Annotated in this window: 22 protein-coding genes and 1 pseudogene; 18 read left to right on the forward strand and 5 right to left on the reverse strand. The window is 64.5% G+C overall.

Annotated features, from left to right (window positions below; genetic code table 11):
* Positions 1 to 112: 112 nt before the first annotated feature.
* Complete coding sequence (locus tag ACFFUC_RS04100) at positions 113 to 1,300, reverse strand: MFS transporter (protein WP_377683810.1); 1,188 nt, start codon at positions 1,298 to 1,300, stop codon at positions 113 to 115.
* Between the two features lie 188 nt (positions 1,301 to 1,488).
* On the opposite strand from ACFFUC_RS04100, the gene ACFFUC_RS04105 reads away from it, so the two are divergent.
* The 8 genes from ACFFUC_RS04105 (at position 1,489) to phoB (ending at position 10,132) form a co-directional block, all read left to right on the forward strand.
* The gene (locus tag ACFFUC_RS04105) at positions 1,489 to 2,559 is read left to right on the forward strand and encodes an NAD(P)/FAD-dependent oxidoreductase (RefSeq protein ID WP_377683812.1); all 1,071 of its coding nucleotides are present in this window, start codon (positions 1,489 to 1,491) and stop codon (positions 2,557 to 2,559) included.
* 73 nt (positions 2,560 to 2,632) lie between these two features.
* Positions 2,633 to 3,736, forward strand: coding sequence for a chorismate synthase (gene aroC, locus ACFFUC_RS04110; RefSeq protein ID WP_377683814.1), 1,104 nt, complete (start codon positions 2,633 to 2,635; stop codon positions 3,734 to 3,736).
* Positions 3,737 to 4,108: 372 nt separating this feature from the next.
* Positions 4,109 to 5,137, forward strand: a complete 1,029-nt coding sequence (locus tag ACFFUC_RS04115; protein ID WP_377683815.1) for a substrate-binding domain-containing protein — start codon at positions 4,109 to 4,111, stop codon at positions 5,135 to 5,137.
* Positions 5,138 to 5,249: 112 nt separating this feature from the next.
* Complete coding sequence (gene pstC, locus ACFFUC_RS04120; RefSeq protein ID WP_377683817.1) at positions 5,250 to 6,488, forward strand: phosphate ABC transporter permease subunit PstC; 1,239 nt, start codon at positions 5,250 to 5,252, stop codon at positions 6,486 to 6,488.
* The gene (pstA, locus tag ACFFUC_RS04125) at positions 6,485 to 7,873 is read left to right on the forward strand and encodes a phosphate ABC transporter permease PstA (protein ID WP_377683819.1); all 1,389 of its coding nucleotides are present in this window, start codon (positions 6,485 to 6,487) and stop codon (positions 7,871 to 7,873) included. Before pstC ends, pstA begins: the two co-directional genes overlap by 4 nt.
* Before the next feature lie 20 nt (positions 7,874 to 7,893).
* A complete protein-coding gene (gene pstB, locus ACFFUC_RS04130) occupies positions 7,894 to 8,691 on the forward strand; it encodes a phosphate ABC transporter ATP-binding protein PstB (protein WP_377683821.1) in 798 nt (265 codons plus the stop codon).
* A 22-nt stretch (positions 8,692 to 8,713) separates the two neighbouring features.
* Complete coding sequence (phoU, locus tag ACFFUC_RS04135) at positions 8,714 to 9,436, forward strand: phosphate signaling complex protein PhoU (protein ID WP_377684152.1); 723 nt, start codon at positions 8,714 to 8,716, stop codon at positions 9,434 to 9,436.
* A 3-nt stretch (positions 9,437 to 9,439) separates the two neighbouring features.
* Positions 9,440 to 10,132, forward strand: a complete 693-nt coding sequence (gene phoB, locus ACFFUC_RS04140) for a phosphate regulon transcriptional regulator PhoB (protein ID WP_377683822.1) — start codon at positions 9,440 to 9,442, stop codon at positions 10,130 to 10,132.
* 75 nt (positions 10,133 to 10,207) lie between these two features.
* Here phoB and ACFFUC_RS04145 read toward each other — a convergent pair whose 3' ends face one another.
* From ACFFUC_RS04145 to tldD, 3 genes and pseudogenes are all read right to left on the reverse strand, one after another.
* Complete coding sequence (locus ACFFUC_RS04145; protein WP_377683823.1) at positions 10,208 to 12,262, reverse strand: OmpA family protein; 2,055 nt, start codon at positions 12,260 to 12,262, stop codon at positions 10,208 to 10,210.
* Positions 12,263 to 12,457: 195 nt separating this feature from the next.
* Positions 12,458 to 13,633, reverse strand: a pseudogene (gene dprA, locus ACFFUC_RS04150) (DNA-processing protein DprA).
* A gap of 122 nt (positions 13,634 to 13,755) precedes the next feature.
* Positions 13,756 to 15,177 (reverse strand): metalloprotease TldD, encoded by a 1,422-nt coding sequence (tldD, locus tag ACFFUC_RS04155; protein ID WP_377683825.1) that lies wholly within the window; start codon positions 15,175 to 15,177, stop codon positions 13,756 to 13,758.
* A gap of 163 nt (positions 15,178 to 15,340) precedes the next feature.
* Between tldD and coxB the strand changes: the two genes are divergently transcribed.
* From coxB to ACFFUC_RS04205, 10 genes are all read left to right on the forward strand, one after another.
* The gene (gene coxB, locus ACFFUC_RS04160) at positions 15,341 to 16,237 is read left to right on the forward strand and encodes a cytochrome c oxidase subunit II (RefSeq protein ID WP_377683826.1); all 897 of its coding nucleotides are present in this window, start codon (positions 15,341 to 15,343) and stop codon (positions 16,235 to 16,237) included.
* Positions 16,238 to 16,252: 15 nt separating this feature from the next.
* Entirely contained in the window at positions 16,253 to 17,170 is a 918-nt protein-coding gene (cyoE, locus tag ACFFUC_RS04165; RefSeq protein WP_377683828.1) for a heme o synthase, read from the forward strand.
* Complete coding sequence (locus ACFFUC_RS04170) at positions 17,170 to 17,487, forward strand: cytochrome c oxidase system small membrane protein (protein ID WP_377683831.1); 318 nt, start codon at positions 17,170 to 17,172, stop codon at positions 17,485 to 17,487. The genes cyoE and ACFFUC_RS04170 overlap by 1 nt, the downstream gene beginning before the upstream one ends.
* Positions 17,484 to 18,071 carry a cytochrome c oxidase assembly protein gene (locus ACFFUC_RS04175; protein WP_377683832.1) on the forward strand — a complete coding sequence of 196 codons (588 nt, stop codon included), beginning with the start codon at positions 17,484 to 17,486 and terminating at the stop codon, positions 18,069 to 18,071. Before ACFFUC_RS04170 ends, ACFFUC_RS04175 begins: the two co-directional genes overlap by 4 nt.
* Positions 18,072 to 18,111: 40 nt before the next feature.
* Positions 18,112 to 18,936 (forward strand): cytochrome c oxidase subunit 3, encoded by an 825-nt coding sequence (locus tag ACFFUC_RS04180; RefSeq protein ID WP_377683834.1) that lies wholly within the window; start codon positions 18,112 to 18,114, stop codon positions 18,934 to 18,936.
* Positions 18,937 to 19,211: 275 nt separating this feature from the next.
* On the forward strand, positions 19,212 to 19,883 hold the full coding sequence (locus tag ACFFUC_RS04185) for an SURF1 family protein (protein WP_377683836.1): 672 nt from the start codon (positions 19,212 to 19,214) through the stop codon (positions 19,881 to 19,883).
* A gap of 8 nt (positions 19,884 to 19,891) precedes the next feature.
* Positions 19,892 to 21,283 carry a threonine synthase gene (gene thrC, locus ACFFUC_RS04190; RefSeq protein WP_377683838.1) on the forward strand — a complete coding sequence of 464 codons (1,392 nt, stop codon included), beginning with the start codon at positions 19,892 to 19,894 and terminating at the stop codon, positions 21,281 to 21,283.
* Positions 21,280 to 22,545: a M16 family metallopeptidase gene (locus tag ACFFUC_RS04195; RefSeq protein ID WP_377683840.1), complete on the forward strand. Its 1,266-nt coding sequence runs from the start codon at positions 21,280 to 21,282 to the stop codon at positions 22,543 to 22,545. The genes thrC and ACFFUC_RS04195 overlap by 4 nt, the downstream gene beginning before the upstream one ends.
* Positions 22,545 to 23,126: a GNAT family N-acetyltransferase gene (locus ACFFUC_RS04200; protein WP_377684154.1), complete on the forward strand. Its 582-nt coding sequence runs from the start codon at positions 22,545 to 22,547 to the stop codon at positions 23,124 to 23,126. Before ACFFUC_RS04195 ends, ACFFUC_RS04200 begins: the two co-directional genes overlap by 1 nt.
* Before the next feature lie 101 nt (positions 23,127 to 23,227).
* Entirely contained in the window at positions 23,228 to 24,634 is a 1,407-nt protein-coding gene (locus ACFFUC_RS04205; RefSeq protein ID WP_377683841.1) for an FAD-binding oxidoreductase, read from the forward strand.
* Here the strand turns inward: ACFFUC_RS04205 and ACFFUC_RS04210 are convergent.
* Positions 24,594 to 25,520: a LysR family transcriptional regulator gene (locus tag ACFFUC_RS04210; protein ID WP_377683842.1), complete on the reverse strand. Its 927-nt coding sequence runs from the start codon at positions 25,518 to 25,520 to the stop codon at positions 24,594 to 24,596. The two genes, ACFFUC_RS04205 and ACFFUC_RS04210, sit on opposite strands and share 41 nt — an antisense overlap.
* Positions 25,521 to 25,553: the final 33 nt, after the last annotated feature.

The following is a 25,553-nucleotide window of genomic DNA, read 5'->3' on the forward strand; positions in this document are numbered from 1 at the left end:
CGCGCGCCCTATCGGGACAATGAAAAGGGGGGAGGGCCGCAGCCTTCCCCCCTTTTTCTTTGTGCCTCATGCCGTCCGGGACTGGCCGGTCCGCCCGCCTGTTTCGCTCCGTCTAGTCCTGCAGCGAGATCCGCGCGTCGAACGCGGCATAGCTCTTGCGGCTGAAGCCGAGCGAGACCGCGCCCATGACCACCACGCCCAGCATCATCAGATACCAAGCCTGCGTCAGCGAGGCGAAGTGGTCCTTGATCGCACCCGCGACAAAGGGAAGCGTGCTGGCCAGAACATAGCCCCAGCCCTGCACGAATCCCGCCAGATCTCCGGCGGTTTCGGGATTGGCGGCATGGTCCATCGTCACGATCAGCCCGAGCGGGAAGACCGAGCCGATTCCGATCCCGAGCAGGATCATCGCGGGAACCGCCATCGTGACCGGCACCCAGACCAGCAGGATCAGCCCGAGCATCAGACACGACAGAACCGCCATCAGCGGCGCGCGGCGGTCGGGGAAGCGGTCGATGAAAGCCGCGATGCCGAGGCCTGCGAAAACCTCGGTGATGGTCAGGCCCGCGAGCATATAGCCGCTGGCCTCGCGGCCGAGGCCGAGGTCTTGGTAATAGGGCGGAAGCCAGGCCAGGACGAGCGTATAGGAGCCTGTGCCGAGGCCGAAGAAGGCCACCAGCTGCCACGCCCGCGCGACACCGGCAAAGCCGGTCTTGCGGCTCCGTGTCGCGCTTTTGGCGGGCGCAGGGTCGGCAGGCGCGATCAGCCTCCAGACGATCAGCCCCGCCAGCGCCGGCAGCGCCCAAAAGGCCAATGAGGACTGCCAACCGATCAGGCGCGCCATATCGGCCGAACTCGCCGCCCCGAGTGCGGATCCGGTCATGATGCCCGTGGTGTAAAGCGCCATGACCGTTCCGGTCGCCATGCCGAAATGGCGTTTGATCAGCCCCGGCAGCAGCGCCTGCGTCAGCGCGATCCCGAGCCCGCCCAGAGCCGCGCTGAACAGCATTCCGGCAGCATTATGGACCGGAAGGCGCATGGCGCAGGCGATGGTCAGGCACAAGGCCCCGAGCGCAATGCCGCGCTTTTCGCCGATCAGACGCCTGACCCGCCCGCCGAAAAGCGCCACGATCCCCATGACGAGAATGGGCAGCGTCGTCAAAAGCCCCGCCTGGGCCGAACTCAGGCCGGTGTAGTCCTCGATCAGATCGACCACCGGACCCAGAACCGCCATCACCGGCCGCAGACTGAGCGACAAAAGCAAAATGGCAAGCAATAGCGGGCGGTTGGATCTGGTCACTGCGTCATCCTTATGCGGTTTCGGGCGGCTTGGGCAAAGCTTAGAGCAGAGTTTCCCGCTTGGCCCGCCGAAATCCCGAAACTCGGCCCAAGGGATTGCTTGAACCTTCTGCAAGCATTTGTTGAAAGTGGAGAAAGACCCCTGCGCGACCGGAGCCGCCGCGCGCGGACGGGGGCAGGAGCAAGAGCATGACCACCACTGATTTCCTTATCATCGGCGCCGGTATCGCCGGCGTATCCGCCGCGGCCGAACTGTCGCATCTGGGCAGCTGCCGCCTGATCGAGGCAGAGGCCCATGCCGCCTACCACGCCTCTGGGCGCTCGGCCGCGCTTTACGAGCCCTTTTACGGCCCGCCGCCGATGGTCGAATTCAGCCTTGCCTCGGGGGAGGGGCTCGCTGCGGCAGGCGTGCTCTCGCCGCGCGGCGTGATGCTGGTCGCGGGGCATGACGAGCGCGACCATTTCGATCACGAGGCCGAACTGATGCGGATGGAGGAGATCGCGCCCGATGCCGCCGTCGCGGCCTTTCCCGCGCTCGATCCCGCGAAGGTCGCGCGGGCGGCGATGGGGGCAAGGGCGCAGGATATCGACACCGATCTGCTGATCCAGAGCTATCAGCGCGATGCGCGGTCACGGGGAGCCGAGATCCTCTTTTCAGCCCCCGCAACCGCGATCGCGCGGCAGGACGGGCAATGGGTTGTCACCACGCCCAAGGGCGTTTTCTCCGCGAAAGTCCTGATCAATGCGGCGGGGGCCTGGGCCGATCCGGTGGCGCAAATGGCGGGCATTGCCCCCAAAGGCATCGTGCCGCACCGCCGCTCGATGGCACGCATTCCGGCACCCGCGGGGCTTGATGTCGCGAGCTGGCCGATGCTTTTGGGCGTGAACGAGAGTTTTTACGCCAAGCCCGATGCGGGGGCGCTGATCGTCTCGCCCGCCGATGCGGAGCCGACCACCGCCCATGACGCCTGGGCCGACGACATGGTGCTGGCCGAGGGTCTCGCGCGTTACGAGGCGCTCATGCTCTATCCGGTCGATCGCCTCATCGCCAATTGGGCGGGACTGCGCAGCTTTGCCCCCGACGGTGCGCCGGTCTACGGCCGCGATCCCGACCAGCCCGATTTCATCTGGTTTGCGGGGCAGGGCGGCTACGGCTTCCAAAGCTCGGTCGCGGCGGCGCGCTTCATCGCCGATATCGCGGCGGGACGCCCGACGGATGCACAGCTGCGCCGCGCGATCGATCCGGCGCGCTTCGGCTAAGACCAGTTTGCCGTTGCCCCCTGCGGGGCGGGCGGCTATCGCAGGGCGAGACTACCTTCAGGCAGGGCGATCCATGAGCTTCAACACTTTCGGCCATCTGTTCCGCTTCACCACCTGGGGCGAAAGCCACGGGCCTGCGCTTGGCGCGACGGTCGACGGCTGCCCGCCCGGTGTCGCGCTGGACGAGGCCTTCATCCAGCAATTCCTCGACCGTCGCCGTCCGGGCACGTCGAAATTCACCACCCAGCGTCAAGAGCCGGATGCGGTGCGCATCCTCTCGGGCGTGTTCGAGGGCAAGACGACCGGCACGCCGATCCAGCTGATGATCGAGAACACCGACCAGCGGTCGAAGGATTACGGCGAAATCGCGCAGGCCTTTCGTCCGGGCCATGCCGATATCGCCTATCAGATGAAATACGGCATCCGCGATTATCGCGGCGGCGGGCGCTCTTCGGCGCGCGAGACTGCGGCGCGGGTCGCGGCGGGTGGCGTGGCGCAGGCGGTGCTGCGCGATCTCGTGCCGGACCTGCGTATCAGCGGCTATATGACCCAGATGGGCAGCCTGCATCTCGACCGCACGAAATTCGACGCGAGCGAGATCCTGAACAACCCGTTCTTCCTGCCCGATGCCGGTGCCGTCCCCGAATGGGAAAGCTATCTGAACGCGATCCGCAAGGATCACAATTCGGTCGGCGCGGCAGTCGAGGTCCTGATCGAGGGCTGCCCCGCAGGCCTCGGCGCGCCGATCTATGCCAAGCTCGATACCGAGCTCGCGGCGGCCATGATGTCGATCAATGCGGTCAAAGGCGTCGAGATCGGCGAGGGCATGGCGGCAGCGGGCCTGACCGGAACCGAGAATGCCGACGAGATCATCATGGGCAATGACGGGCCGGTGTTCCTGTCGAACCATGCAGGCGGCATTCTGGGCGGGATTTCGACCGGACAGGACATCGTGGTGCGCTTTTCGGTCAAGCCGACCAGCTCGATCCTGACCCCGCGCCGCACGATCAACCAAAAGGGCGAGGAGATCGAACTGATCACCAAGGGCCGCCACGATCCCTGCGTCGGCATCCGCGCCGTTCCAATCGCCGAGGCGATGGCGGCCTGCGTCATCCTCGACCATCTTCTGCTCGACCGCGCCCAGACCGGCGGGCAGCGCGGTCCGATCGGCCGCTAAGCCCGAACGTATTCGGACAGAGAACGACCTGCACCAGCCGCGCCCTCGGGCGCGGCTTTCGCTTGTGGGGCACGCTTTCGCGCGGCCGTCCGGCGGGCGCGAATCCGGTCGGGTTTTGTGACAAGAGCCGTCACATTCGGGCGAATCGCGGCTAGACGAATCGGGTTGTTGTCGAGGGATTTGCCCGAATGTGACAGCGCCCCGAGAAAAATTACGCCAAATTTCCGCGACATAATTAAGCGTTTTCAATGATTTGATCGGGGTCGCGCACAACGTCACGCAAGTGACACAAAACTTTAGCAGAAGCGACATGTCGAGGGCCTAGGTCACAGCCATGGTCGAACCCGACCGCACGACATTCAGGAGAGATCCATGACTTCCGCGAAACTCACCGTCTCGGCTCTGGCCATCATCGCAGCGACCGCAACGGCTGCTGCAGCACGCGACCAGATCCAGGTCGCAGGCTCGTCCACGGTGCTGCCCTATTCGACCATCGCCGCAGAAGCCTTTGCCGAGAACTCGGACTTCCCGACGCCGGTCGTCGAATCGGGCGGCTCTTCGGCAGGCCTCAAGAAGTTCTGCGACGGTGTCGGCGACAATACGATCGATATCGCGAACTCCTCGCGTCCGATCAAAGCCAGCGAGATCGAAGTCTGCAAAGCCAATGGCGTGACCGACATCGTGGAAGTCCGCATCGGCTATGACGGGATCGTCTTTGCCAGCGACATCAACGGCAATTCCTTTGAATTCACCCCCGCCGACTGGTTCAACGCCCTTTCGGCGCAGGTGGTCAAGGACGGCAAGGTTGTCGCCAACCCCTATACGAAATGGAACGAGATCCGCGCCGATCTGCCCGATCAGGAGATCCTCGCTTTCGTTCCGGGCACCAAGCACGGCACCCGCGAAGTCTTTGACGAAAAGGTGATCGCGGCAGGCTGCGAGGAAAGCGGCGCGGCTGCGGCTCTCAAGACCGAGCTGGGTGACGAGAAGGGCAAAGAAGCCTGCTCGACCCTGCGCACCGACGGTAAATCGGTCGATATCGACGGCGATTACACCGAAACCCTCGCCCGCATCGGCTCGTCGCTGAACGGCATCGGCGTCTTCGGCCTGTCGTTTTACGAAAACAACACCGACAAGCTGAAAGTCGCCACGATGAGCGGCGTCGCGCCCTCGACCGAGACCATCTCGGCCGGTGACTATCCCGTGTCGCGCCCGCTCTTCTTCTACGTCAAGAAAGCCCATATCGGCACGGTTCCGGGCCTGAAGGAGTTCGCGGAATTCTTCGTTTCGGACGATATCGCAGGGGCCGAGGGCCCGCTGGCCCAATACGGGCTGGTTGCCGATCCGGCGCTGGCGGAAGTCCAGAAAGCCGTCGCCGACGAAACGGTGCTGGCACAATAAGCGCTTACCGGAAGCGGGGTCAGAAATGGCCCCGCTTCTCCCTTAACGACCCGATCCTACCCACCAGATTCTTCCGTTCCGTCCGTATTTTTCACGAAAGCCCGAGGCCCTTATGCCGACAATCTGGATCGTGCTGACAATCCTTGGACTGGCCGTCATCGGCTATGTTCTGGGTGTCAACCGCGCGCTCTCCCTCGCGGGGGGCGACAGCCGCCGCTTGAATTCGCGCCCGCCCTATCACGGCTGGGGCGTTGCCCTTTCGACCGCGCTTCCGGCGTTTCTGGCGATGATCGTGATCGCGATCATCCAGGCGGCCATCGTCGATCCCGCCTCGGCGGTCGATGTTCCGGGCGAGGTCGGGCAAGGCGCGCGCCTCACGCTGACGCTGATCGTGCTTGCGGTTGCCGTTTTCGGCCTGATCACCACGCTGAGACGGATGACCCCCGATTTCCGCGCACGCGCGCTTGTCGAGACCTATGTCAAAGGCCTGCTGATCGCCTGTTCGAGCATCGCGATCCTGACGACACTCGGCATCGTCTTGTCGATGCTTTTTGAGACTGCCAACTTCTTCAAACAATATGCCTGGACCGAGTTCCTCTTCGGCACCACCTGGTCGCCGCGCTTCGGCGGCGGCTCGCAGCTGGGCATGCTGCCGCTGATGTGGGGCACGCTTTACGTCTCGTTCATCGCGCTGGTTGTGGCGGTGCCGGTCGGATTGTTTGCCGCGATCTACATGTCGGAATATGCCGGCCCGCGCCTGCGCTCGGTGGTCAAGCCGGTGATCGAAGTGCTCGCAGGCATACCGACCATCGTCTACGGCCTTTTCGCACTGATCACTGTCGGCCCGATGCTGCGCGACTATTTCGCCCAGCCGCTGAACCTCGGAAGCTCGGGTTCCTCGGTGCTGACCGCAGGCCTCGTGATGGGCATCATGCTCATCCCCTTCGTCAGCTCGCTGTCGGACGACATCATCAACGCCGTGCCGCAAAGCCTGCGTGACGGCGCGCTCGGCCTTGGTTCGACCAAATCGGAAACCGTGCGCAAGGTGGTTCTGCCCGCAGCCCTGCCGGGCATCGTCGGCGCCGTCCTGCTGGCGGCCTCGCGTGCCATCGGCGAGACCATGATCGTGGTCATGGGGGCGGGGGCGGCCGCGAAAATGGACCTCAACCCTTTCGAGGCCATGACGACGATCACCGTGAAGATCGTTTCGCAGCTGACCGGCGATACCGACTTCCGCGCGCCCGAGACCCTCGTGGCCTTCGCGCTCGGCCTGTCGCTGTTCATCATCACGCTGGGGCTCAACATCCTCGCGCTCTATGTCGTGCGCAAATACCGGGAGCAGTACGAATGACCGACGCAACCAATATGGGAGCGGCCCCGGCAGCCGCGCCGGCGCGTCGTCACGGCTCGCTGATGCAGGCGGATGCCAACCTCCGCCGCCGCCACCGCGCCGAAGCCCGTTTTCGCGCCTATGGGATGGGAGCGATCGTCATCGCCGTCCTGTGCCTCATCGCGCTGCTCTATACCGTGCTTTCGGGCGGAATGGGTGCCTTCCGGCAGACCTATATCACCATCCCCGTGACGCTGGATACGCAGATCGTCGATCCCAAAGGCGCGCGCAATCCCGAGGATCTGCGCAAGGTCACGACGATCGGTTACGGTCGCGTGGTCGATGCGGCGCTGCGTCAGGCGCTGGCCGCGAACGGCATCAGCGAAGAGGGGCTCTCGGACAAGGATATCGGCGATCTCATCTCCAAAGAGGCGCCCGCGCAGCTGCGCGCCATGGTGCTCGCCAATCCCGAGCTGGTCGGCAAGACCATCGATTCGAGCTTCCTGACCAATGGCCGCGTCGACGGTTTCTTCAAGGGCCGCGTCACGATGGAGGCCGCCGCCCGCGACAGCAATACCTCGCCCGCGCAGCTTGCGCTGGCGCAACAGCTCAAGGATGACGGGCTGGTCGAGACCAAATGGAACTGGTCCTTCCTCACCAATCCCGATGCCTCCGACCAGCGCCCCGAGGCGGCCGGCGTCGGCGTCGCGATCCTCGGCTCGCTCTACATGATGCTGATCGTGCTGTTTCTCGCCGTGCCGATCGGGGTCGCCGCCTCGATCTATCTGGAAGAGTTCGCGCCGAAAAACCGCCTGACCGATATTATCGAGGTCAATATCTCGAACCTCGCGGCGGTGCCTTCGATCGTCTTCGGCATCCTCGGCCTCGCGGCTTTCATCAACTTCATGCACCTGCCGCAATCGGCGCCGATCGTCGGTGGTCTGGTGCTGACGCTGATGACGCTGCCGACCATCATCATCTCGACCCGCGCCGCGCTCAAGGCCGTGCCGCCCTCGATCCGCGATGCGGCCTTGGGGATCGGTGCCTCGAAGATGCAGACGATCTTCCACCATGTCCTGCCGCTGGCTCTGCCCGGCATCCTGACCGGCACGATCATCGGTCTGGCGCAGGCTCTGGGCGAAACCGCGCCGCTTCTGCTGATCGGCATGGTCGCATTCGTGAAAAACTTCCCCGGTGCGCCCTGGCCCGCCGAGGGAATCAACAGCCTCGGCGGTCTGGGCGATCCCGCCTCGGCGCTGCCGGTCCAGATCTACAACTGGACCCAGCGCGCCGACCCCGCCTTTTTCGAGCGGGCCGGCGGCGCGATCATCGTGCTTCTGGTCTTCCTGCTCTGCATGAACCTTCTCGCCATTTTCCTGCGTCGCCGCTTCGAGCGCCGGTGGTGATCCCAGAAAGGAATTCTGATATGAACGACATGAGCATCATGGAGCGCGCCGTGACCCAAAACGACGTCAAGATCTCTGCCCGGGCCGTGCAGGTCTATTACGGCGAGAAACATGCGATCAAAGACGTTGATGTCGATATCCTCGACAAAACCGTGACGGCCTTCATCGGCCCCTCGGGTTGCGGCAAATCGACCTTTCTGCGCTGCATCAACCGCATGAACGACACGATCGACATCGCCCGCGTCGAGGGCCGCATCGATCTGATGGGCGAGGACATCTACGACCGCCGCGTCGATCCGGTGCAACTGCGCGCCAAGATCGGCATGGTCTTTCAAAAGCCCAACCCGTTCCCCAAATCGATCTACGACAATGTGGCCTACGGCCCGCGCATCCACGGGCTGGTGCGCAACAAGGCCGAGACCGACGAGATCGTCGAGAAATCCTTGCGCGGCGCCGCGCTTTGGAACGAGGTCAAGGACCGCCTCCACGAACCCGGAACCGGCCTGTCGGGCGGCCAGCAGCAGCGTCTGTGCATCGCGCGCGCGGTTGCAACCCAGCCCGAGGTTCTCCTGATGGACGAGCCGTGTTCCGCGCTCGATCCGATCGCGACCAGTCAGGTCGAAGAGCTGATCGACCAGCTGCGCGCCGATTACTCGGTGGTGATCGTGACCCATTCGATGCAGCAGGCCGCCCGCGTCAGCCAGAAAACCGCCTTCTTCCATCTGGGCAATCTGGTGGAATACGGCGATACCGACGACATCTTTACCCGCCCACGCGATCCGCGGACCGAAAGCTATATCAGCGGCCGGATCGGCTGATCGAGGAGCCGAGATTATGACGATGATTTCAGAAAAGCACATTGCTTCCGCCTTCGACCGCGACCTCGAAACCGTTCAGGCGCTGGTCGTCAAAATGGGCGGCATGGTCGAAACCGCCATTCAGGACGCGGCCCGCGCGCTGGAAACCCGCGATGACGAGCTGGCCGAGGACGTGCGCAAACGCGACAAGGCCATCGATGCGCTCGAGGCGCAAATCAACGAGGAAGCCGCGCGGTTGATCGCCTTGCGCGCGCCCATCGCCTCGGATCTGCGCACCGCGCTGACGGTGATCAAGATCTCCGCCAGCCTCGAGCGGGTCGGCGATTACGCCAAAAACATTGCCAAACGCAGCCATGTTCTGGCGCATATGCCGGTGATCAACGGCTCGGGCATTGCCTTGCGCCGCATGTCGGCCACGGTCGAGGGCATGATGAAGGATGCGCTCGACAGCTTCATCCAGCGCGATGCGGCTCTGGCTGCAGATGTGCGCCAGCGCGACCTCGAAGTCGACCAGATGTACAATGCGCTCTTCCGCGAATTTCTGACCTATATGATGGAAAATCCGCGCAACATCACCGCCTGCATGCATCTCCATTTCATCGCTAAAAACATCGAGCGCATGGGCGATCACGCGACGGGGATTGCCGAGCAGGTGATCTATCTCACCACGGGCGAACTCCCCGAAGAGGCCCGCCCCAAAAGCGACAGCGTGGTGCGCACCAACCTCAACGAGGGCGAGGACTGAGGCATGGCATCGGCACAACAACCCTGCGTTCTGGTCGTCGAGGATGAAGGCGCACAGCGCGAGGTCCTGCGCTACAATCTCGAGGCCGAGGGCTTCCATGTGGTTCTCGCCGAAAACGGCGACGAGGCGATGCTGCTGGTTCAGGAGGAACAGCCCGATCTGATCGTGCTCGACTGGATGCTCCCGAACGTTTCGGGGATCGAGGTCTGCCGCCGCGTCAAGGCCGATCCTGCGACGCGCAATATCCCGATCATCATGCTTTCGGCGCGCTCGGAAGAGGTCGACCGCGTGCGCGGGCTGGAAACGGGTGCCGATGATTACGTCGTCAAACCCTATTCGGTAGTCGAGCTGATGGCGCGTCTGCGCACGCAGCTGCGCCGTACCCGTCCGACCACGATGGGCGAGCGTCTGAGCTTCGAGGACATCATCCTCGATGCGGGCGAGCATCGGGTGTTTCGCGGCGGGCAGACGCTGCATCTCGGCCCGACCGAGTTCCGCCTGCTCTCGACCCTGATGGAAAAGCCCGGCCGTGTCTGGACGCGCGAGCAATTGCTCGACCGGGTCTGGGGGCGCGACGTCTATGTCGATACCCGCACCATCGACGTCCATGTCGGGCGTCTGCGCAAGGCGCTGATGGTGAACGGCGGCGAAAATCCGGTTCGTACGGTGCGCGGCACGGGCTACGCCCTCGGTTGAGGCGCGCGTCAGAACAGGAAACGGCCTGCGGGGATCGCTCTCCGCAGGCCGTTTCGCGTTTCGGCAGGTGGCGCTTTAGTTCTGGGCGATCAGCTCCGTGATTCGGCGGATCGCGACCCGGCGGTTCGCACGTTCGGCCTGATCGGTCTGGATGCGGAGGAACCGCTCGCCATAGCCCTGAACCACGAGGTTTTCGGGCGGCACGGCGAAATATTCCGACAGCGCCAGCGCCACCGATTCGGCGCGGCGATCCGACAGCGCGAGGTTGGAGGCATCCGAGCCCACCGCATCGGTGTAGCCCTCGATCAGGAAGATCTCACGCGGGTTGTCACGGATCGATTGCGCGATGGCGCGGCCCAAAAGCGAAAGCTGGCGGGCCTGATCCGGCTGGACGGCGGCCGAGCCGGTCTCGAAGGTGATCGACTGGATATCGAGTGGCGGCACCAAGGCGCGGACCTGGGCGATGTCGCGGATCTGGTCGAGGGTGAAATGCCGGTCGACCCGCGATTGCTGCATCAGGGCCTCGCGCAAGGCATCCTCGCTCATCGAGCTTTGGTAGACGATCGGCCGTGCCGGCGGCGGCAGCTCCGAGACGCGCACCGGTTCGCTTTCGGCCGTGTCGTCGATCAGGTCGGTCTGCGTTCCGTCCGCCGATTGGACCGTGCGGCGCAACACGTTCATATTGGCGTCGCGGATCGTCATGACCTTGCTGCCGTCGGCGCGCGTCACCGTGGTGATGGTCGAGCCATCCGAGAATTTCTCGGTCTGGACATTCGAGCCGGGCTGGAAAAGCAGGGTGTCGTCATTCTTGATCAGCTGCTGCGAGCCGTCGGGCAGGGTCACGACCACGCGGTCGCCGGTGTTGAGCGCAACCTCGCGGTTGTTCGACAGCATCGAGCCGACCGCCATTCCGGCCATGCCGACCAGAGCAAGCCGTGCGAGGTCGCGGCCCTTGTTGTCGTCCGATTTTGCCTTGGCCTCGCCTTCCGTCTTCTGGGCACCAACCGCATCGGCGATGCTTTTCGCGACCGAGGTGGTGAAATCCTCGTCCGAGCGGCGCGCATCATCGGCGCTGACCGTCATTTCGCTGACCTGACCACCGGCAGCGGCAGCCGTCGCGCCATCGGCAAGCGCCTTGAGCGCGTCATTGGCGGCGGGGGCCTTGGCTTCGGCGGCCTCGACCGCGGCGGCGGTCTCTTCGGCTGCGGCTTCGGGCGGGGCGAGGTTCTCGACCAGATTGGCGATATTCGCGGCCTCTGCCTCGGCTTTTGCCCGCGCTTCCTCTGTCTCTGTCTCTGTCTCTGCCTCTGCCTCGGGCGTGGCGGTTTGCCCTTGCGCGGCTTTCGCCTCTGCCGCGAGGGCGTCTTTCAGCGCATCCGGATTGTCGCCGACAGATGTTTCGGCCGGCGCGGCCTCCGCCTTCGGCTCGGCGTTTGCGGCAGGTTTCGCCGCCGGTTTTTCTGCCGGCTTGGTGTCCGCAGGTTCGGCCACGGCGGGATCGGCCTCGCGCTCCATTTCGGTCTCGGCTTCGCCCGCCACGGCGGCGGCTTTGGCTGCAGCGTCATCGGGCTTGGGCGTAGGGGCTTCCACTGCAGGCTGGGTCACGACGGGATCCGCTTCGCGTTCCATGTCGGTTTCCGCTTCGGCCGCGACGGCAGATGCTTCGGACGCGGCATCATCCGGTTTGGTCTCTGGCGCAGCATCCATGACGGCCTCGCGCGGGGCGGGCTCGGGCTTTTTCTCTGCCTCGGCGGCGAGGGCTTCGGCCTTTTGCGCCTGAGCTTGCGCATCTTCGGGCTTGGCCTCGGGGGCGGGGGCCTCCACGACCTCGGGCTTGGCGGACGGCGCGTCGGCGGTCACGGGCTGTCCGGCCTCCGCTTCGACCGCTTGGGGAGGGGGCGGTGGCGGGGTGTCGCCAACGGCTTCGGCTTGGGGCTCGGCCTGGGCGTCCGCTGCTTCGGGCGCCGTTTCGGGAGCGGCCTCGGCGGGCGGGGCGGCTGCGGGATCGACGGCCGGTTGCGCCGAGGCTTCGCCTTCCGGCGCCGCCTGGTTCTGGGCCAATGCCGTCATCGGGGTCATCAGGGACAGGACCATGACGATCGCTGTGGATGTCTTCAAAATATGCCGCATCAAACTTCCTTTCGGCCTTATCGCCATCACCAGACTGGAAACGAACGATGCGGTCCAGCGCAGGTTCCGGAACGGACGGGCACAGCCGCGTGAGAGCCGCGTGATCGGCGGCTTCCGGCTAACGGCTTTCGGGGCTTCGCGCGAGAACCGGCGCAAAGCAGGAGCTTTGGCACGATTGGTCTGTGGCGCTCCTGCCTAATTGCGGTGGATGAAGCCTCCGCCGCTGCGTTGGACCTCGCCGCCGAGTTCGAGCGCCAGCAGTTCTTGAGCACCTTCCGCGGCGGGAATGCCGAGATCGCGCAAAAGCGCATCCTCGTCGGTCGGACTGAGGTTGAGCCGCGCGAGAATGCGCGCGCGAATCGATTTCTGGCGGCCCGCTTCCTCGGCGGGCGAGCCGGATCCGTGCGGAGCGGGGGCCGTTTCCTCGAAAACGGGGGGACGCCGGGCGGCGCCGCGTTCCGGCGGAGGGTGGTCCGCCAGTTCCAGAGCATTCAGCACATCCTGCGCCGAGCGGACCAATGTCGCGCCGTCACGGATCAGATTGTTGCAGCCGCTCGCGCGCGAATCCATCGGATGGCCGGGCACGGCGAGGACCTCGCGCCCCTGATCCAGCGCGTTTTGGGCGGTAATCAGGCTGCCCGAGCGCTCTGCCGCCTCGACCACGACCACGCCGAGGCTGAGCGCCTAGATGATGCGGTTGCGGGCGGGGAAATGGCGCGCGAGAGGGGCGAGGCTGGGGGGCTGTTCGCTCAGCAACAGGCCGGTCTCGCAGATCCGCGCGGCGAGTTCGGTGTTCTCGGCGGGATAGATCACGTCGATCCCGCCCGCCATGACCGCGATCGTGCCCGTGGCAAGGCTGGCCTCATGCGCGACGGTATCGATGCCGCGCGCGAGGCCCGAGACGGTGACGATCCCCGCCCGCGAGAGCCCGCCCGCCAGCGTGCGCGCCATCCGCAACCCCAGAGACGAGGCGTTGCGCGCCCCGATGACGGCGATTTGCGGTCTGTTCAGCGCGGAAAGATCGCCTTTGACCCAGATGACGGGCGGGGCTTCGGGAATATCGCGCAATGCCTGCGGGTAATCCGCGTCGAAGCAGCTCAGCAGCCGTGCGCCCGCGCGCCGGCCTGCGGAAAGCTCGGCCTGAACCGCGGCCAGCGGACAGGGGGCGTAACCGGCGATTCCCGCGGCTTGAGCGATGTCGGGCAGGGCGGCGAGGGCGGCTTGAGTGCTGCCGTGTTCTTCGAGCAGGCGATAGAAGGTCGCAGGCCCGACCCTGCGCGAGCGGATCAGCCGCAAAGCGTCGAAGGCCGCGCCGGAATCAGCGTTTCGTGCCGGCCGGAAGCCGCCTCTCGGGGGGGATTTTCTGAACATTGCGCCGATTCTTTTGCTTCTCGCGCCGAGAATGGCGGAGAAATCTTAAGGATCGGTTAGTTTTCGGGCTGCGGGCGATGCCTTGCGGCAACCGCCCGTCCGAGAAAGCGCAGGGTGCGCCCTCAGGCTGCCGAGCCGCCGATGGTCAGCCCACCCATCAACAGCGAGGGCAAGCCCACGCCGACCGGCACCCATTGGCCCTGCTTGCCGCAATTGCCTATGCCGGGATCCAGCGCGAGGTCATTGCCGATCGCGCGGATATGGTTGAGCGCGGTCGCGCCGTCCCCGATCAGTGTCGCGCCACGGATCGGATCGCCGACGACGCCGTTTTTGACACGGTAGGCCTCGGTGCAGGAAAAGACGAACTTGCCGTTGGTGATGTCGACCTGACCACCGCCGAAGCCGACCGCATAAATCCCGTCCTTGAGATCGGCGAGCATAGCCGCCGGATCGTCCTGCCCTGCGAGCATGAAGGTATTGGTCATGCGCGGCATCGGCGCATAGGCGTAGCTCTGGCGGCGGCCGTTGCCGGTGGGCGCAACCCCCATCAATCGCGCGCTTTGGCGGTCCTGCATATAGCCGGTCAGAATGCCGTCCTCGATCAACACGTTGCGGCCCGGGGGCGTGCCCTCGTCATCGACGGAAATCGAGCCGCGGCGGTCGGGAATGGTGCCGTCGTCGATCACGGTGACGCCTTTGGCCGCGACCCTCTGGCCCATTAGTCCTGCAAAAGCCGAATGGCCCTTGCGGTTGAAATCACCTTCGAGTCCGTGGCCGACGGCCTCGTGGAGCAAAATCCCCGGCCAGCCCGGCCCGAGAACCACATCCATCACGCCGGCAGGAGCGGGCACGGAACGCAGGTTTACAAGGGCGATGCGCAGGGCCTCGTCGACCAGAGCGCGCCAATGTTGGGGCGCGACAAGGCCGTCAAGCGCAATACGTCCGCCGCCGCCGGCATTGCCCGATTCGCGGCGCGAATTCGATTCGACCATGACCGTGACATTCAGTCGCGCCATGGGACGGAAATCGGTCCAGAGCCCGCCCTCGGGGCGCAGGATCGCAACCTCTTGAACCGCGCTGGAAATCGAGGCGCTGACCTGAACGACGCGGGGGTCTTTGGAGCGGGCGTAATCGTCGATCTCGCGCAAAAGCTGGACGCGGTCGGCAAAGCCCACATTCGCGGCCGGATCGAAGGCGCCATAGAGGGCAGGGGTCTCGCCCGAGGGGGGCGCGGCCAGCGTCGCGCCGCCGTTTCCGACCGCCAAACGCGCGGTTTCCGCCGCGTTTCGCAGTGATTTCTCGTTGATTTCGGTCGAATGGGCATAGCCCGTGACTTCGCCGCTGACCGCGCGCAGGCCAAAGCCCTGATCGGCCTCGTATCCGGCATTGCGCAGCCGTCCGTCGTCGAAAACCAGACTTTCCGCGCGCGAACGTTCGAGGAAGAGTTCTCCGTCCTCGCCACCGGCCACGGCGGAGCGCAGAATGCTCAGGGCCTGATCGCGGTCGAGAAGATCGTCAAAGGGTGCGAATTGGGCTTCGGTCATGTGTGCGGTCCCTCTCTGAAGTGGTCGAGTATGGGGTTTTTGACCCAAAGTCGATAGGTATGGCTTGCCCGTCCGGCCAAGATATGGTTGTGAAGTCCGCACCAATGTCGGTTGATCGCATTTCCTGCGAGGCGGCCGGTATGACTGTAGGCAACGGGATGGGATGATGGCAATTGCATCAATGCGCCGCGCGCTGGCGGCAATGACAGCGACGGGACTGGCAGCCGCGACGGCAGTTCCTGCTTTGGCGCAGGACGTGCTGGGCGACCTGCCGATTATCGGGACTCCGGTAGACGGCGGCATGAATTTTCAGCCGGCGGCAAGCCCCTTGGCGCACGACCAGCAGTGGCTGGACCACTTCGTTCTGATCATCATTTCGGTGGTGACGGTTCTTGTCTGCCTTATGCTGCTGTACTGCATCTTGCGCTTCAACAAGCGCGCGAACCCGGTTCCGGCACGTTTCACGCACAACACGCCCCTCGAGATCGCATGGACGCTGGTTCCGGTGCTGATCCTTGTGGCAATCGGCGCCTACTCGCTGCCGATCCTGTTCCGCAGCCAGGAAATGCCGAACAATCCGGCTCTGGTGATCAAAGCGACCGGCCACCAGTGGTACTGGTCCTATGAATACCCCAATGACGGCATCGCTTTCGACGCCATCATGCTGGAAAAAGAAGATCTGGCCGATGCCGGTTACACCGAACAGGAATATCTGCTCGCAACCGACAACGCCGTCGTCGTTCCGGTCGGCAAAGAGATCCTCGTGCAGGTTACCGCTGCCGACGTGATCCACAGCTGGACCGTTCCGGCCTTCGCCGTGAAACAGGACGGCGTTCCGGGCCGTATCGCGCAGCTCTGGTTCGAAGCCGACAAAGAAGGCATCTATTTCGGTCAGTGTTCGGAACTCTGTGGTGTGAACCACGCCTATATGCCGATCGTCGTCAAGGCGGTCAGCCAGGAGAAATACGACGCCTGGCTTGCGGGTGCAAAAGAGGAATTCGCGGCTGATGCCTCGGACTACCTTCCGGCAGCTCCCGTCCAGCTGGCTTCGGCTCAGTAAGGTCTAGGAAACGCTGTGGCTGAGATTAACGCATATGAAGGTCCGGCAGAGGCAGGGTTCGGCGATTACGTCGCCCTGCTGAAGCCGCGGGTGATGTCGCTGGTGGTGTTCACGGCCCTTGCAGGGCTTGTGGTCGCGCCGGTGTCGATGAACCCGTTCGTGGCTTTTTGCTGCATCTTGTTCATCGCCATCGGGGGCGGCGCCTCCGGCGCGATGAACATGTGGTATGACGCGGATATCGACGCCAAGATGCGCCGGACCCAAACCCGGCCGATCCCGGCCGGGTTGATCCAAGGACGTGAAGCGCTTGGCCTCGGCATTGCGCTTTCGGTTCTCTCGGTGATGATGCTGGGCCTCGCGGCCAATTGGTTCGCGGCGGGCTTTCTGGCCTTCACCATCTTCTTCTATGTCGTGATCTACACGATGTGGCTCAAGCGCCTGACCCCGCAGAACATCGTGATCGGCGGCGCGGCGGGCTCTTTCCCGCCCATGGTGGGCTGGGCCTGTGCGACCGGCGGGATCAGTATCGAATCCCTGCTGATGTTCGCACTGATCTTCTTCTGGACACCGCCGCACTTCTGGGCGCTGGCTCTGTTCACCAAGGCCGATTATTCGGATGCGGGCGTTCCCATGCTGACGGTGACCCATGGTCGCACCTCGGCGCGCCGGCACATCTTTGCATATACGCTTGTTCTGGCACCTTTCGCGCTTTGGCTGGGGGTAACCTCGGTCGGCGGCCCGCTCTACATGGGTGTGGCGGTGGTGCTGAACGTTCTGTTCATCCACGGCGGCTGGAAAATCCTGCGCCGTGACGATGCTGCGGCCGAGGCTGATGGCTACAAGGTCGAACGTCAGTTTTTCAAACTCTCGCTCTATTACACCTTCCTCCATTTCCTCGCACTCATGGTGCAGCACTGGGTCGGGGGCTGGTAATGGCACTTCAGGTCGAACACGAGCTTCACAAACGTCGCCGCAGCCGCAATCTCGGGCTGCTGGCGGTGCTGCTTCTCTTTGTCGCACTGGTCTTTGCGCTGTCGGTGGTCAAGATCACCCAGGGAGATCTGATGGAGGGTTTCGACCATACGCTGCGCGCCTCGGCCCTGCCCATTACGGAGCCGCTGCCCGCGCCGAATGCGTCGACTGATCCGACAGCCGCGACACCTGCCCAACCGGCAGTGACGCCTGTGGATACGCCTTCCTCCGCGCCTCAGGTCTCTCCGCAGGCGCAAGGAACGGAGACGCAGCAATGAGCAGCACCAACGACAAGAGCAATTCGAAAACGGTCATCACCCTTCTCAGCGTGGTGTTCGTCATGGGCGCACTCGCCTGGGCGGCCGTGCCGTTCTACTCGTGGTTCTGCCGCGTGACGGGTTATGGCGGGACGACCAACGTCTCGACCGTGGCGCCGGATGTGGTGCTCGACGAGCTGGTGCGCGTGCGTTTCGATTCCAACGTCGATACCGATATGGGCTGGACCTTCCGCCCGATGCAGAAAGAAATGACGCTCCGCATCGGCGAAGAGGCAATGGCCTTCTACGAGGCGATCAACATCTCGGACGAGCCGATCACCGGCACCGCGAGCTATAACGTCGCCCCCGATATCGCCGGCTACTATTTCAACAAGATCGAATGCTTCTGCTTTACCGAGCAGACGCTTCAACCGGGCGAGCGCGTCGAGATGCCCGTCAACTTCTTTGTCGACCCCGAGCTGGTCAAAGATGCTGACGCAGGCCGGATCCGCGACATTACCCTGTCCTATACGTTCCACCGGACCGATCCGCCCGCAAAGGCACAGGCCGCTCTGGACGTTACAGTCCAACCGACTGTAAACTAACCCCGCTACACGATGACGAACCAACAGCCAGGATTTGACAATGGCGCACGCTAAGAACCACGATTATCACATCTTGCCCCCGTCCATTTGGCCGGTTGCAGCTGCGGTTGCTACTTTTGTCATGCTGGTTGGCGGCGTGGCATGGATGCGGGGGGTCACCTTCCTCGGCATGCCGGTCGAGGGGCCTTGGATGTTCCTGATCGGCCTGATTGGCGTGTTCTACGTCATGTTCGGCTGGTGGGCCGATGTCACCCACGAGGGCAACGAGGGCGATCACACGCCGGTCGTGCGCATCGGTCTGCGCTATGGCGTGATCTTGTTCATCACCTCGGAAGTCATGTTCTTCGTCGCCTGGTTCTGGGCCTTCTTCAAGAACGCGATGTATCCGATGGGGCCTGACAGCCCGATCAAGGACGGCATCTGGCCGCCGGAAGGCATCGTGACCTTCGATCCGTGGCACTTGCCCTTCATCAACACGCTGGTCCTGCTGCTTTCGGGCGTTGCCGTGACCTGGGCGCACCATGCTTTCGCACATGAGAACGACCGCAAGACCGCGATCAACGGTCTGGCCGTTGCAGTGCTGCTGGGCCTGTTCTTCACCGGCCTGCAGGCGCTGGAATACAGCCATGCCGCATTCGGCCTGTCGGATACCGTTTACGGCGGCGTCTTCTTCATGGCGACTGGCTTCCACGGCTTCCACGTCATCATCGGCACGATCTTCCTGTTCGTCTGCCTCATCCGCCTGATGCGCGGCCAGATGACCCAGGAAAACCACATCGGCCTCGAGGCGGCTGCCTGGTACTGGCACTTCGTCGACGTGGTCTGGCTGTTCCTGTTCTTCGCGATCTACGTCTGGGGTCGCTGATCTGTCAGGATCACCAAGAAAGACCGAAAACGCGCGGGGCCCGACCTCGCGCGTTTTTTTCATGGCGGGCATCGGGGCAGGGCATCAGGCACCGAGGCCGCCGAAGCCCGGGACAAAACCGCGGGCACATCCGCAGGCAAAACCGCGTGGACGGGGCCGCACCCCCTTGACGATCCCCTCGCGATATCGGACCCCCTTGGGATCGCCGCCGGGCTGATGGCGCTCGGGACGTTTCGAGCCAGCCATCCTCTCTGCAGCCTTTCGGAAGAACCTCAATGCGCCGCTATCTCTTTCCCCTCGTCATCGGCATTCTCGGCTTTTCGATCCTGATCAGCCTCGGGACGTGGCAAATGCGCCGTCTCGCCTGGAAGGAGGCCATGCTGGCCGAGATCCAGCTGCGCATCGACAGCCCGCCCAAAGCGCTGCCCGCCGCTTTCGCGCCGGAGATGAAATACGAGCCGGTCGATTTTGTCGGCCGCACCACCGGCGAGGAAATCCTGATCCTCTCGGGCACCCATGATCTGGGCGGGGGCTATCAGGTGATCTCGGGCTTCGAGACCGCCGACGGGCGCCGCATCATGATCGACCGCGGTTTCGTGCCGCAAGACGACCGTCATGCCCCGCGTCCGCCGGTCGATCTGCGCATTCAGGGCAACCTGCATTGGCCCGAGGAAAAGAACAGCTCGACCCCCGAGCCGAACCTCGACGAGGGGATCTGGTTCGCCCGCGACGTGCCGGCAATGGCGAAGGTTCTCGACACCGAACCGCTTCTGGTCGTTGTTTCGCGCGTGGGCGGCGATACCCAAGGCGTGCAGCCGATACCGATTTCGATCTCGGGCGTGCCGAACAATCACCTCGAATATGCAGCGACCTGGTTCATGCTCGCTGTGATTTGGGCAGGAATGACAGTAGGGCTGATCTGGCGTATCAGGCAGCGTAAATTCTAGGGATGATGATGAAATACGTTTCGACCCGCGGTCAGGCCCCGGCGCTGACTTTTGATCAGGCGATGATGACCGGCTTGGCGCGCGACGGCGGCCTTTACCTGCCCGAGACCATCCCGACCTTTACCGCCGACGAAATCGCGGCGCTTTCCGGCCTGCCTTACGGCGAGGTCGCGCGCCGCGTCGTGGCGCCTTTCGTCGGCGACAGCTTCTCGGATGCCGAGCTGCGTCAGGCCATCGACAAGGCTTACGGCCATTTCGGCCATGTCGCCCGTGCGCCGCTTGTCCAGCTGGATGCGGGCCATCACCTGCTTGAACTGTTCCACGGCCCGACGCTTGCCTTCAAGGATTTCGCGATGCAGCTGATCGGCCAGCTGTTCCAGATCGCTTTGGCGCGGACCGGCGAACGCATCACCATCATCGGTGCGACCTCGGGCGATACCGGCTCGGCGGCGATCGAGGCTTTCAAGGGCCTCTCGAACGTCGATGTCTTCATTCTTTATCCGAATGGCCGCGTCAGCGAAGTCCAGCGCCGCCAGATGTCGACTCCCGCCGAGGCCAATGTCCATGCTCTGGCGATCGACGGCCATTTCGACGATGCGCAAGCCCGTCTGAAGGATTTCTTCAATGATCACGCCTTCCGTGACGAGGTCGGTCTGGCCGGCGTCAACTCGATCAATTGGGCGCGGGTTCTGGCGCAGGTGGTTTACTATTTCACCGCCGCCGTCAGCCTTGGCGCACCGCAGCGCGAGATCGACTTCACCGTGCCCACCGGCAATTTCGGCGATATTTTCGCAGGTTCGATCGCAAAGGCGATGGGGCTGCCGATCGGCCGTCTGGTGATCGCGACCAACCAGAACGACATCCTGCACCGCGCGCTTTTGAGCGGCGAGTACCGGACCGGCACGGTCGAGCCCTCGATCTCGCCCTCGATGGATATTCAGGTCAGCTCGAACTTCGAGCGCGCGCTGTATCTGGCCTATGGCGGCGATGCGGCCGCAATCCGCCAGCTGATGGAAGAACTGAAAACCGGCGGTTTCACCATCAGTCAGGGCGCCTTGCAGCATCTGCGCGAGATCTATGTCTCGGGCCGCGCCTCGGAAGACGAGACCACCGCGATGATCCGCACCATCCGCGCCGAGACCGGCGAAATCATCTGTCCCCATACCGCCGTGGCGGTGAAGGTCGCGCGCGAGAACCTGCGCGATGGCGTGCCGATGGTGTCGCTTTCGACCGCCCATCCCGCGAAATTCCCCGATGCGGTCGAGAATGCCCTCGGCATCCGCCCGCCGCTGCCGCCCCATATGGCCGATCTTTTCGAACGTGCCGAGCGCATCACCCGCGTTCCCAACGATGTCGAACACATCAAGGCCCTGATCCGCGAACGGAGGTCCAACGCGTGAACGATATCCGGATTTCCACACTCGCCAACGGGCTGCGTATCGTCACCCACCGCATGGAGGGGCTGCATTCTGCCTCGGTCGGGCTTTGGGTGAATGCGGGCGGTCGCGACGAGCGGATCGAGCAGAACGGCATCGCGCATTTCCTCGAGCATATGGCGTTCAAGGGGACCGAAAAGCGCAGCTCCCTCCAGATCGCGGAGGCGCTCGAGGATGTCGGCGGCTATCTCAACGCCTATACGTCGCGCGATGTGACGGCCTATTACGCGCGCGTTCTCAAGGATGATGTCGCGCTGGCGCTGGACGTGATCTCCGACATCGTGCTCAATCCGGTCTTCGACCAGCGCGAGATCGATCTCGAGCGCGGGGTGATCTTGCAGGAAATCGGCATGTCGCTCGATACGCCGGACGATGTGATTTTCGACTGGCTGCAGGAGGCCGCCTATCCCGACCAGCCGATGGGCCGCAGCATTCTGGGTCCGGCGGAACGGGTCAGCAGCTTTACCCGCGAGGATCTCGCGGGCTTTGTCGGCGAGCATTACGGGCCGGGCCAGATGATCGTCGCGGCTGCGGGCGCGGTTGATCACGACGCGATCCTCGCGCAGGTGAGCGGGATTTTCGGCTCGCTCTCGCCACTGGTCAAAGTCACGCGCGAAGCGGCCCGCTGGCAGGGTGCCGAAGCGCGCCGCGTCAAGGACCTCGAGCAGGCGCATTTCGCGCTGGCGCTGGAGGGGCCGGGCTATAGCGATCCCGATTACTTCGCCTCGCAGATCTGGACGAATGCGCTTGGCGGCGGGATGTCCTCGCGCCTGTTCCAGAAAGTTCGCGAAGAGCGTGGCCTGTGCTATTCGATCTTCGCGCAATCGGGCTTTCACGATGATACCGGCATGGTGACGATCTATGCGGGCACCTCGGGCGAGCAGGTTGCCGAACTGTCGCGCATCACCATCGACGAGATCAAGCGCAGCGCCGAGGATCTGAGCGAGGCCGAGGTCAACCGTGCCAAGGTCCAGATGAAGGCAGGCATGCTGATGGGGCTGGAAAGCCCCTCGGGTCAGGCCGAGCGCATGGCGCGGTCTCTGGCGATCTGGGGCAAGGTTCCCGATGCCGAAGATGTCGCGGCGCGTATCGATGCGGTTACGGTGGCGCAGGTGCGCGACCATGCAGCGCGGCTTTTGGCTGCCGCCCGACCGGCGCTGGCGCTTTACGGGCCGGTGACGGCTGCGCCCGAGCGTGACCGATTGGCAGAATGGTTGGCCGCCTGATGCTGGGGCGGCGCCGTCCGCCTCGCCTTGAAACCGAGCGGATGGTGCTGCGTCTTCCGGCGCATGGCGACTTTCAGGCCTGGACGGCGCTGCGTCAGGAAAGCCGCGCCTTCCTGACGCCTTGGGAGCCGACCTGGGCTGCCGACCATCTTCTGCGCAAGAGTTTTACCAACCGCGTCTATTGGGCGCAGCGCGCCAGCCATGCGCGGACCTCGGTGCCCTTGTTCATGGTCCGCCATGACGGGGTTTTGCTGGGGGCGATCACGCTCGACAATATCCGGCGCGGTCCGGCGCAAAGTGCGACGATCGGCTATTGGATCGGCCAGCCCTTCGCGCGGCACGGCTATATGCGCGAGGCGATCCGTGCGGTCGTCCATCACGCCTTTACCGAACATGACCTGAGCCGGATCGAGGCGGCCTGCCTGCCCGAGAATGCCGCATCGCGCGGGGTCCTGGAAAAGAGCGGTTTCAAATATGAAGGCGTTGCGCAAAGCTATCTCCAGATCAACGGGCGCTGGCGCAACCACATCCTTTACTCCAATCTGCGCGGCGACCGGCGCGGCCGCACCGATGCCGGTTGAGGCAGGTGCAGGATGGGGCAGGCGCGGCGCGGGATTTGTGACAAAGCGGGGGCTGGCCCCCGCACCCCCAAGGTATTTCTGTCAAAGCGAGGAACGGGTTGATGCTTGAGGCGGCAGACGGGCGCTTGGCGGCGCGGCTTCCCGAAGGGGTTCTGCGTCCGGTTCAGGAACGCTATCTCGACGAGCCGCGCGGGCGCTATCACGGGCAGGCGGGGCTGGTTGCCGCGCCGCGCTCGGTCGAGGAGGTCGCGGCGGTGGTGCGGGCCTGCGCCGAGGCGCGTGTGGGGATCGTTCCGCGTGGCGGCGGCACAGGTCTGGTTGGCGGGCAGGTCATGGAGACCGGTCCCGCGCCGCTTGTCTTGTCGCTCGAGCGCATGGTTGCGGTGCGCGCGCTCTGGCCCGAGGAGAATGTCCTGATCGCCGAGGCCGGTGTCACGCTTGCGGGCGTGCGGCAGGCGGCCGAAGGGGTGGGGCGGGTCTTTCCGCTGTCTCTGGCCTCGCAGGGCACCGCCGCGATCGGGGGGTGCCTGTCGACCAATGCGGGTGGAGTGACCGCGCTGCGCCACGGCACGGCACGGGCGCTGTGTCTGGGGATCGAGGCGGTTTTGCCAGACGGGAGCATCCTGCGCGATCTCAAGCGGCTGCGCAAAGACAATACCGGCTATGATCTGCGCGATCTGCTGATCGGGGCGGAAGGCAGCCTCGGTATCATCACCGCCGCATCGCTGCGCCTGATCGTGCCGCCGGCGGGTGTCGGGACCGCGATGTTGCAGGTGCCGGACCCTGCGGCGGCCCTCTCGCTTCTGGCTTTGGCCGAGGGGCATCTGGCGGGCGGCGTGACCTCCTTCGAGCTGATCTCGGGGCAGGGGCTGGCCTTTTTGTCCGAGGTCATGCCCGAGCTGCGCCAGCCCCTGCCGCGCGCGCAATGGTCGGTCCTGCTCGAAGTCGGCCTGCCCGAAGGGCTCGATCCGGCGGATGCGCTCGAGGGGCTGCTGGTCGAAGCGATGGAGCGCGGTCTGGTTCTGGACGGCGTCATCGCCCAATCGGGCGCGCAGGCAGCGGATTTCTGGACCCTGCGCGAAAGCCTGCCCGAGGCGAACCGCAAGATCGGCGCGATCGCGAGCCACGACATCAGCCTGCCTCTGTCCGAGATCGCGGGGTTCATCAGGGATGCCGGCGCGGCTTTGGCGGCGCAGGGCGACATGCGGGTCCATTGTTTCGGCCATCTCGGCGACGGCAATCTGCATTACAACCTCTTTCCCGCCGCCGGCCGCAAGCGCGAGGATTATGACGGCGAGCGCGCGCGTCTGTCCGCGACCGTCCACGAGATGGTCGTGACGCGCGGCGGATCCTTTTCGGCGGAGCACGGGATCGGCCGGCTCAAGGTCGGCGAGCTGGCGCGTTGGGGCGATCCGGTCCGGCTTGCCACGATGCGCGCGATCAAGGCGGCGCTCGATCCTTTGGGGATCATGAATCCGGGCGCGGTTCTGGCGGCTGGTCGGGACTGAGGCGCGGGCGCAAAACCGCGCGCAGATGGTCGAGATAGGCGCTCACGCGCGGCACGGGGAAGGGTTGGGGCAGCTGCAGTGCCTGAATGTCCATCGGCGTCGTCGCGATCTCGGGGAAGAGCCGGATCAGCCGGCCCGCCTCCACGTCCTCCTCGACCACAAAGCGCGGCGTAAAGGCGATGCCTTCGCCCGCCAGCGCCAGCCGCCGCACCGCCTCGGCGCTGTTCACAGCGATCCGGCTATGCAGACCGACGCTGACCGGCGCGCCGTCGATGATGAAAGCCGCACGGTTGAGCTGGGCGTCATTGTTGTCGCGGATGGCGCGGTGGCTTCTCAGATCGGCGGGGCTTTGGGGCTGCCCATTGGCCGCGAGATAGGCGGGGCAGGCCACGACCCAAGAGCGGGTGCGCCCTAGGCGCCGCCCGATCAGGCTCGAATCGCGCAGATTGCCGATGCGGATCGCGACATCGAACCCCTCGGCCGCGAGGTCGATATAGCGGTCGGTCAGGTCGAGATCGATGGTGACGCGCGGGTACTTTTCGACGAAAGCATGGGTCAGCTCGGTGATGAACATCTCGCCGAATGTGGTGGGGGCGGTGATCCTCAGCCGGCCGCTCAGCATATTGTCTTCGGCGTGAAGTCCGGCCTCGAGTTCGTCATAGCTGCGCAGCAAACGGCGCGCCCCCTCGAGATAGCGCTCTCCGGCAGAGGTCAGCGACAGTGCGCGGGTGGTGCGGTGCAGCAGCGTCACCCCGAGATCGGCCTCGAGCGCGGCGACATATTTGCTCACCAGCTTGTTCGAGAGCCGCAGCCGCGCGGCGGCCTGCGTAAAAGAGCCCGCATCGACAACGGTGACAAAGGCGCGGATACGGTCGATCCTGTCCATGACTATCCACAATATGGCGGCAATATTTCGCTC

It is taken from the genome of Paracoccus cavernae, assembly GCF_042430175.1.
GTDB lineage: Bacteria > Pseudomonadota > Alphaproteobacteria > Rhodobacterales > Rhodobacteraceae > Paracoccus > Paracoccus cavernae.

Bases quoted from the DNA above. Each gene is read 5' to 3' on its own strand.
- pstB (WP_377683821.1), top strand. From the start codon at position 7,894: ATGAACGACATGAGCATCATGGAGCGCGCCGTGACCCAAAACGACGTC.
- ACFFUC_RS04175 (WP_377683832.1), top strand. From the start codon at position 17,484: ATGAGCAGCACCAACGACAAGAGCAATTCGAAAACGGTCATCACCCTT.
- aroC (WP_377683814.1), top strand. From the start codon at position 2,633: ATGAGCTTCAACACTTTCGGCCATCTGTTCCGCTTCACCACCTGGGGC.
- ACFFUC_RS04185 (WP_377683836.1), top strand. From the start codon at position 19,212: ATGCGCCGCTATCTCTTTCCCCTCGTCATCGGCATTCTCGGCTTTTCG.
- ACFFUC_RS04180 (WP_377683834.1), top strand. From the start codon at position 18,112: ATGGCGCACGCTAAGAACCACGATTATCACATCTTGCCCCCGTCCATT.
- ACFFUC_RS04205 (WP_377683841.1), top strand. From the start codon at position 23,228: ATGCTTGAGGCGGCAGACGGGCGCTTGGCGGCGCGGCTTCCCGAAGGG.
- pstC (WP_377683817.1), top strand. From the start codon at position 5,250: ATGCCGACAATCTGGATCGTGCTGACAATCCTTGGACTGGCCGTCATC.
- coxB (WP_377683826.1), top strand. From the start codon at position 15,341: ATGATGGCAATTGCATCAATGCGCCGCGCGCTGGCGGCAATGACAGCG.
- tldD (WP_377683825.1), bottom strand. From the start codon at position 15,177: ATGACCGAAGCCCAATTCGCACCCTTTGACGATCTTCTCGACCGCGAT.
- pstA (WP_377683819.1), top strand. From the start codon at position 6,485: ATGACCGACGCAACCAATATGGGAGCGGCCCCGGCAGCCGCGCCGGCG.
- phoB (WP_377683822.1), top strand. From the start codon at position 9,440: ATGGCATCGGCACAACAACCCTGCGTTCTGGTCGTCGAGGATGAAGGC.
- ACFFUC_RS04210 (WP_377683842.1), bottom strand. From the start codon at position 25,520: ATGGACAGGATCGACCGTATCCGCGCCTTTGTCACCGTTGTCGATGCG.
- ACFFUC_RS04115 (WP_377683815.1), top strand. From the start codon at position 4,109: ATGACTTCCGCGAAACTCACCGTCTCGGCTCTGGCCATCATCGCAGCG.
- thrC (WP_377683838.1), top strand. From the start codon at position 19,892: ATGAAATACGTTTCGACCCGCGGTCAGGCCCCGGCGCTGACTTTTGAT.
- ACFFUC_RS04170 (WP_377683831.1), top strand. From the start codon at position 17,170: ATGGCACTTCAGGTCGAACACGAGCTTCACAAACGTCGCCGCAGCCGC.
- phoU (WP_377684152.1), top strand. From the start codon at position 8,714: ATGATTTCAGAAAAGCACATTGCTTCCGCCTTCGACCGCGACCTCGAA.
- ACFFUC_RS04200 (WP_377684154.1), top strand. From the start codon at position 22,545: ATGCTGGGGCGGCGCCGTCCGCCTCGCCTTGAAACCGAGCGGATGGTG.
- ACFFUC_RS04105 (WP_377683812.1), top strand. From the start codon at position 1,489: ATGACCACCACTGATTTCCTTATCATCGGCGCCGGTATCGCCGGCGTA.
- ACFFUC_RS04145 (WP_377683823.1), bottom strand. From the start codon at position 12,262: ATGCGGCATATTTTGAAGACATCCACAGCGATCGTCATGGTCCTGTCC.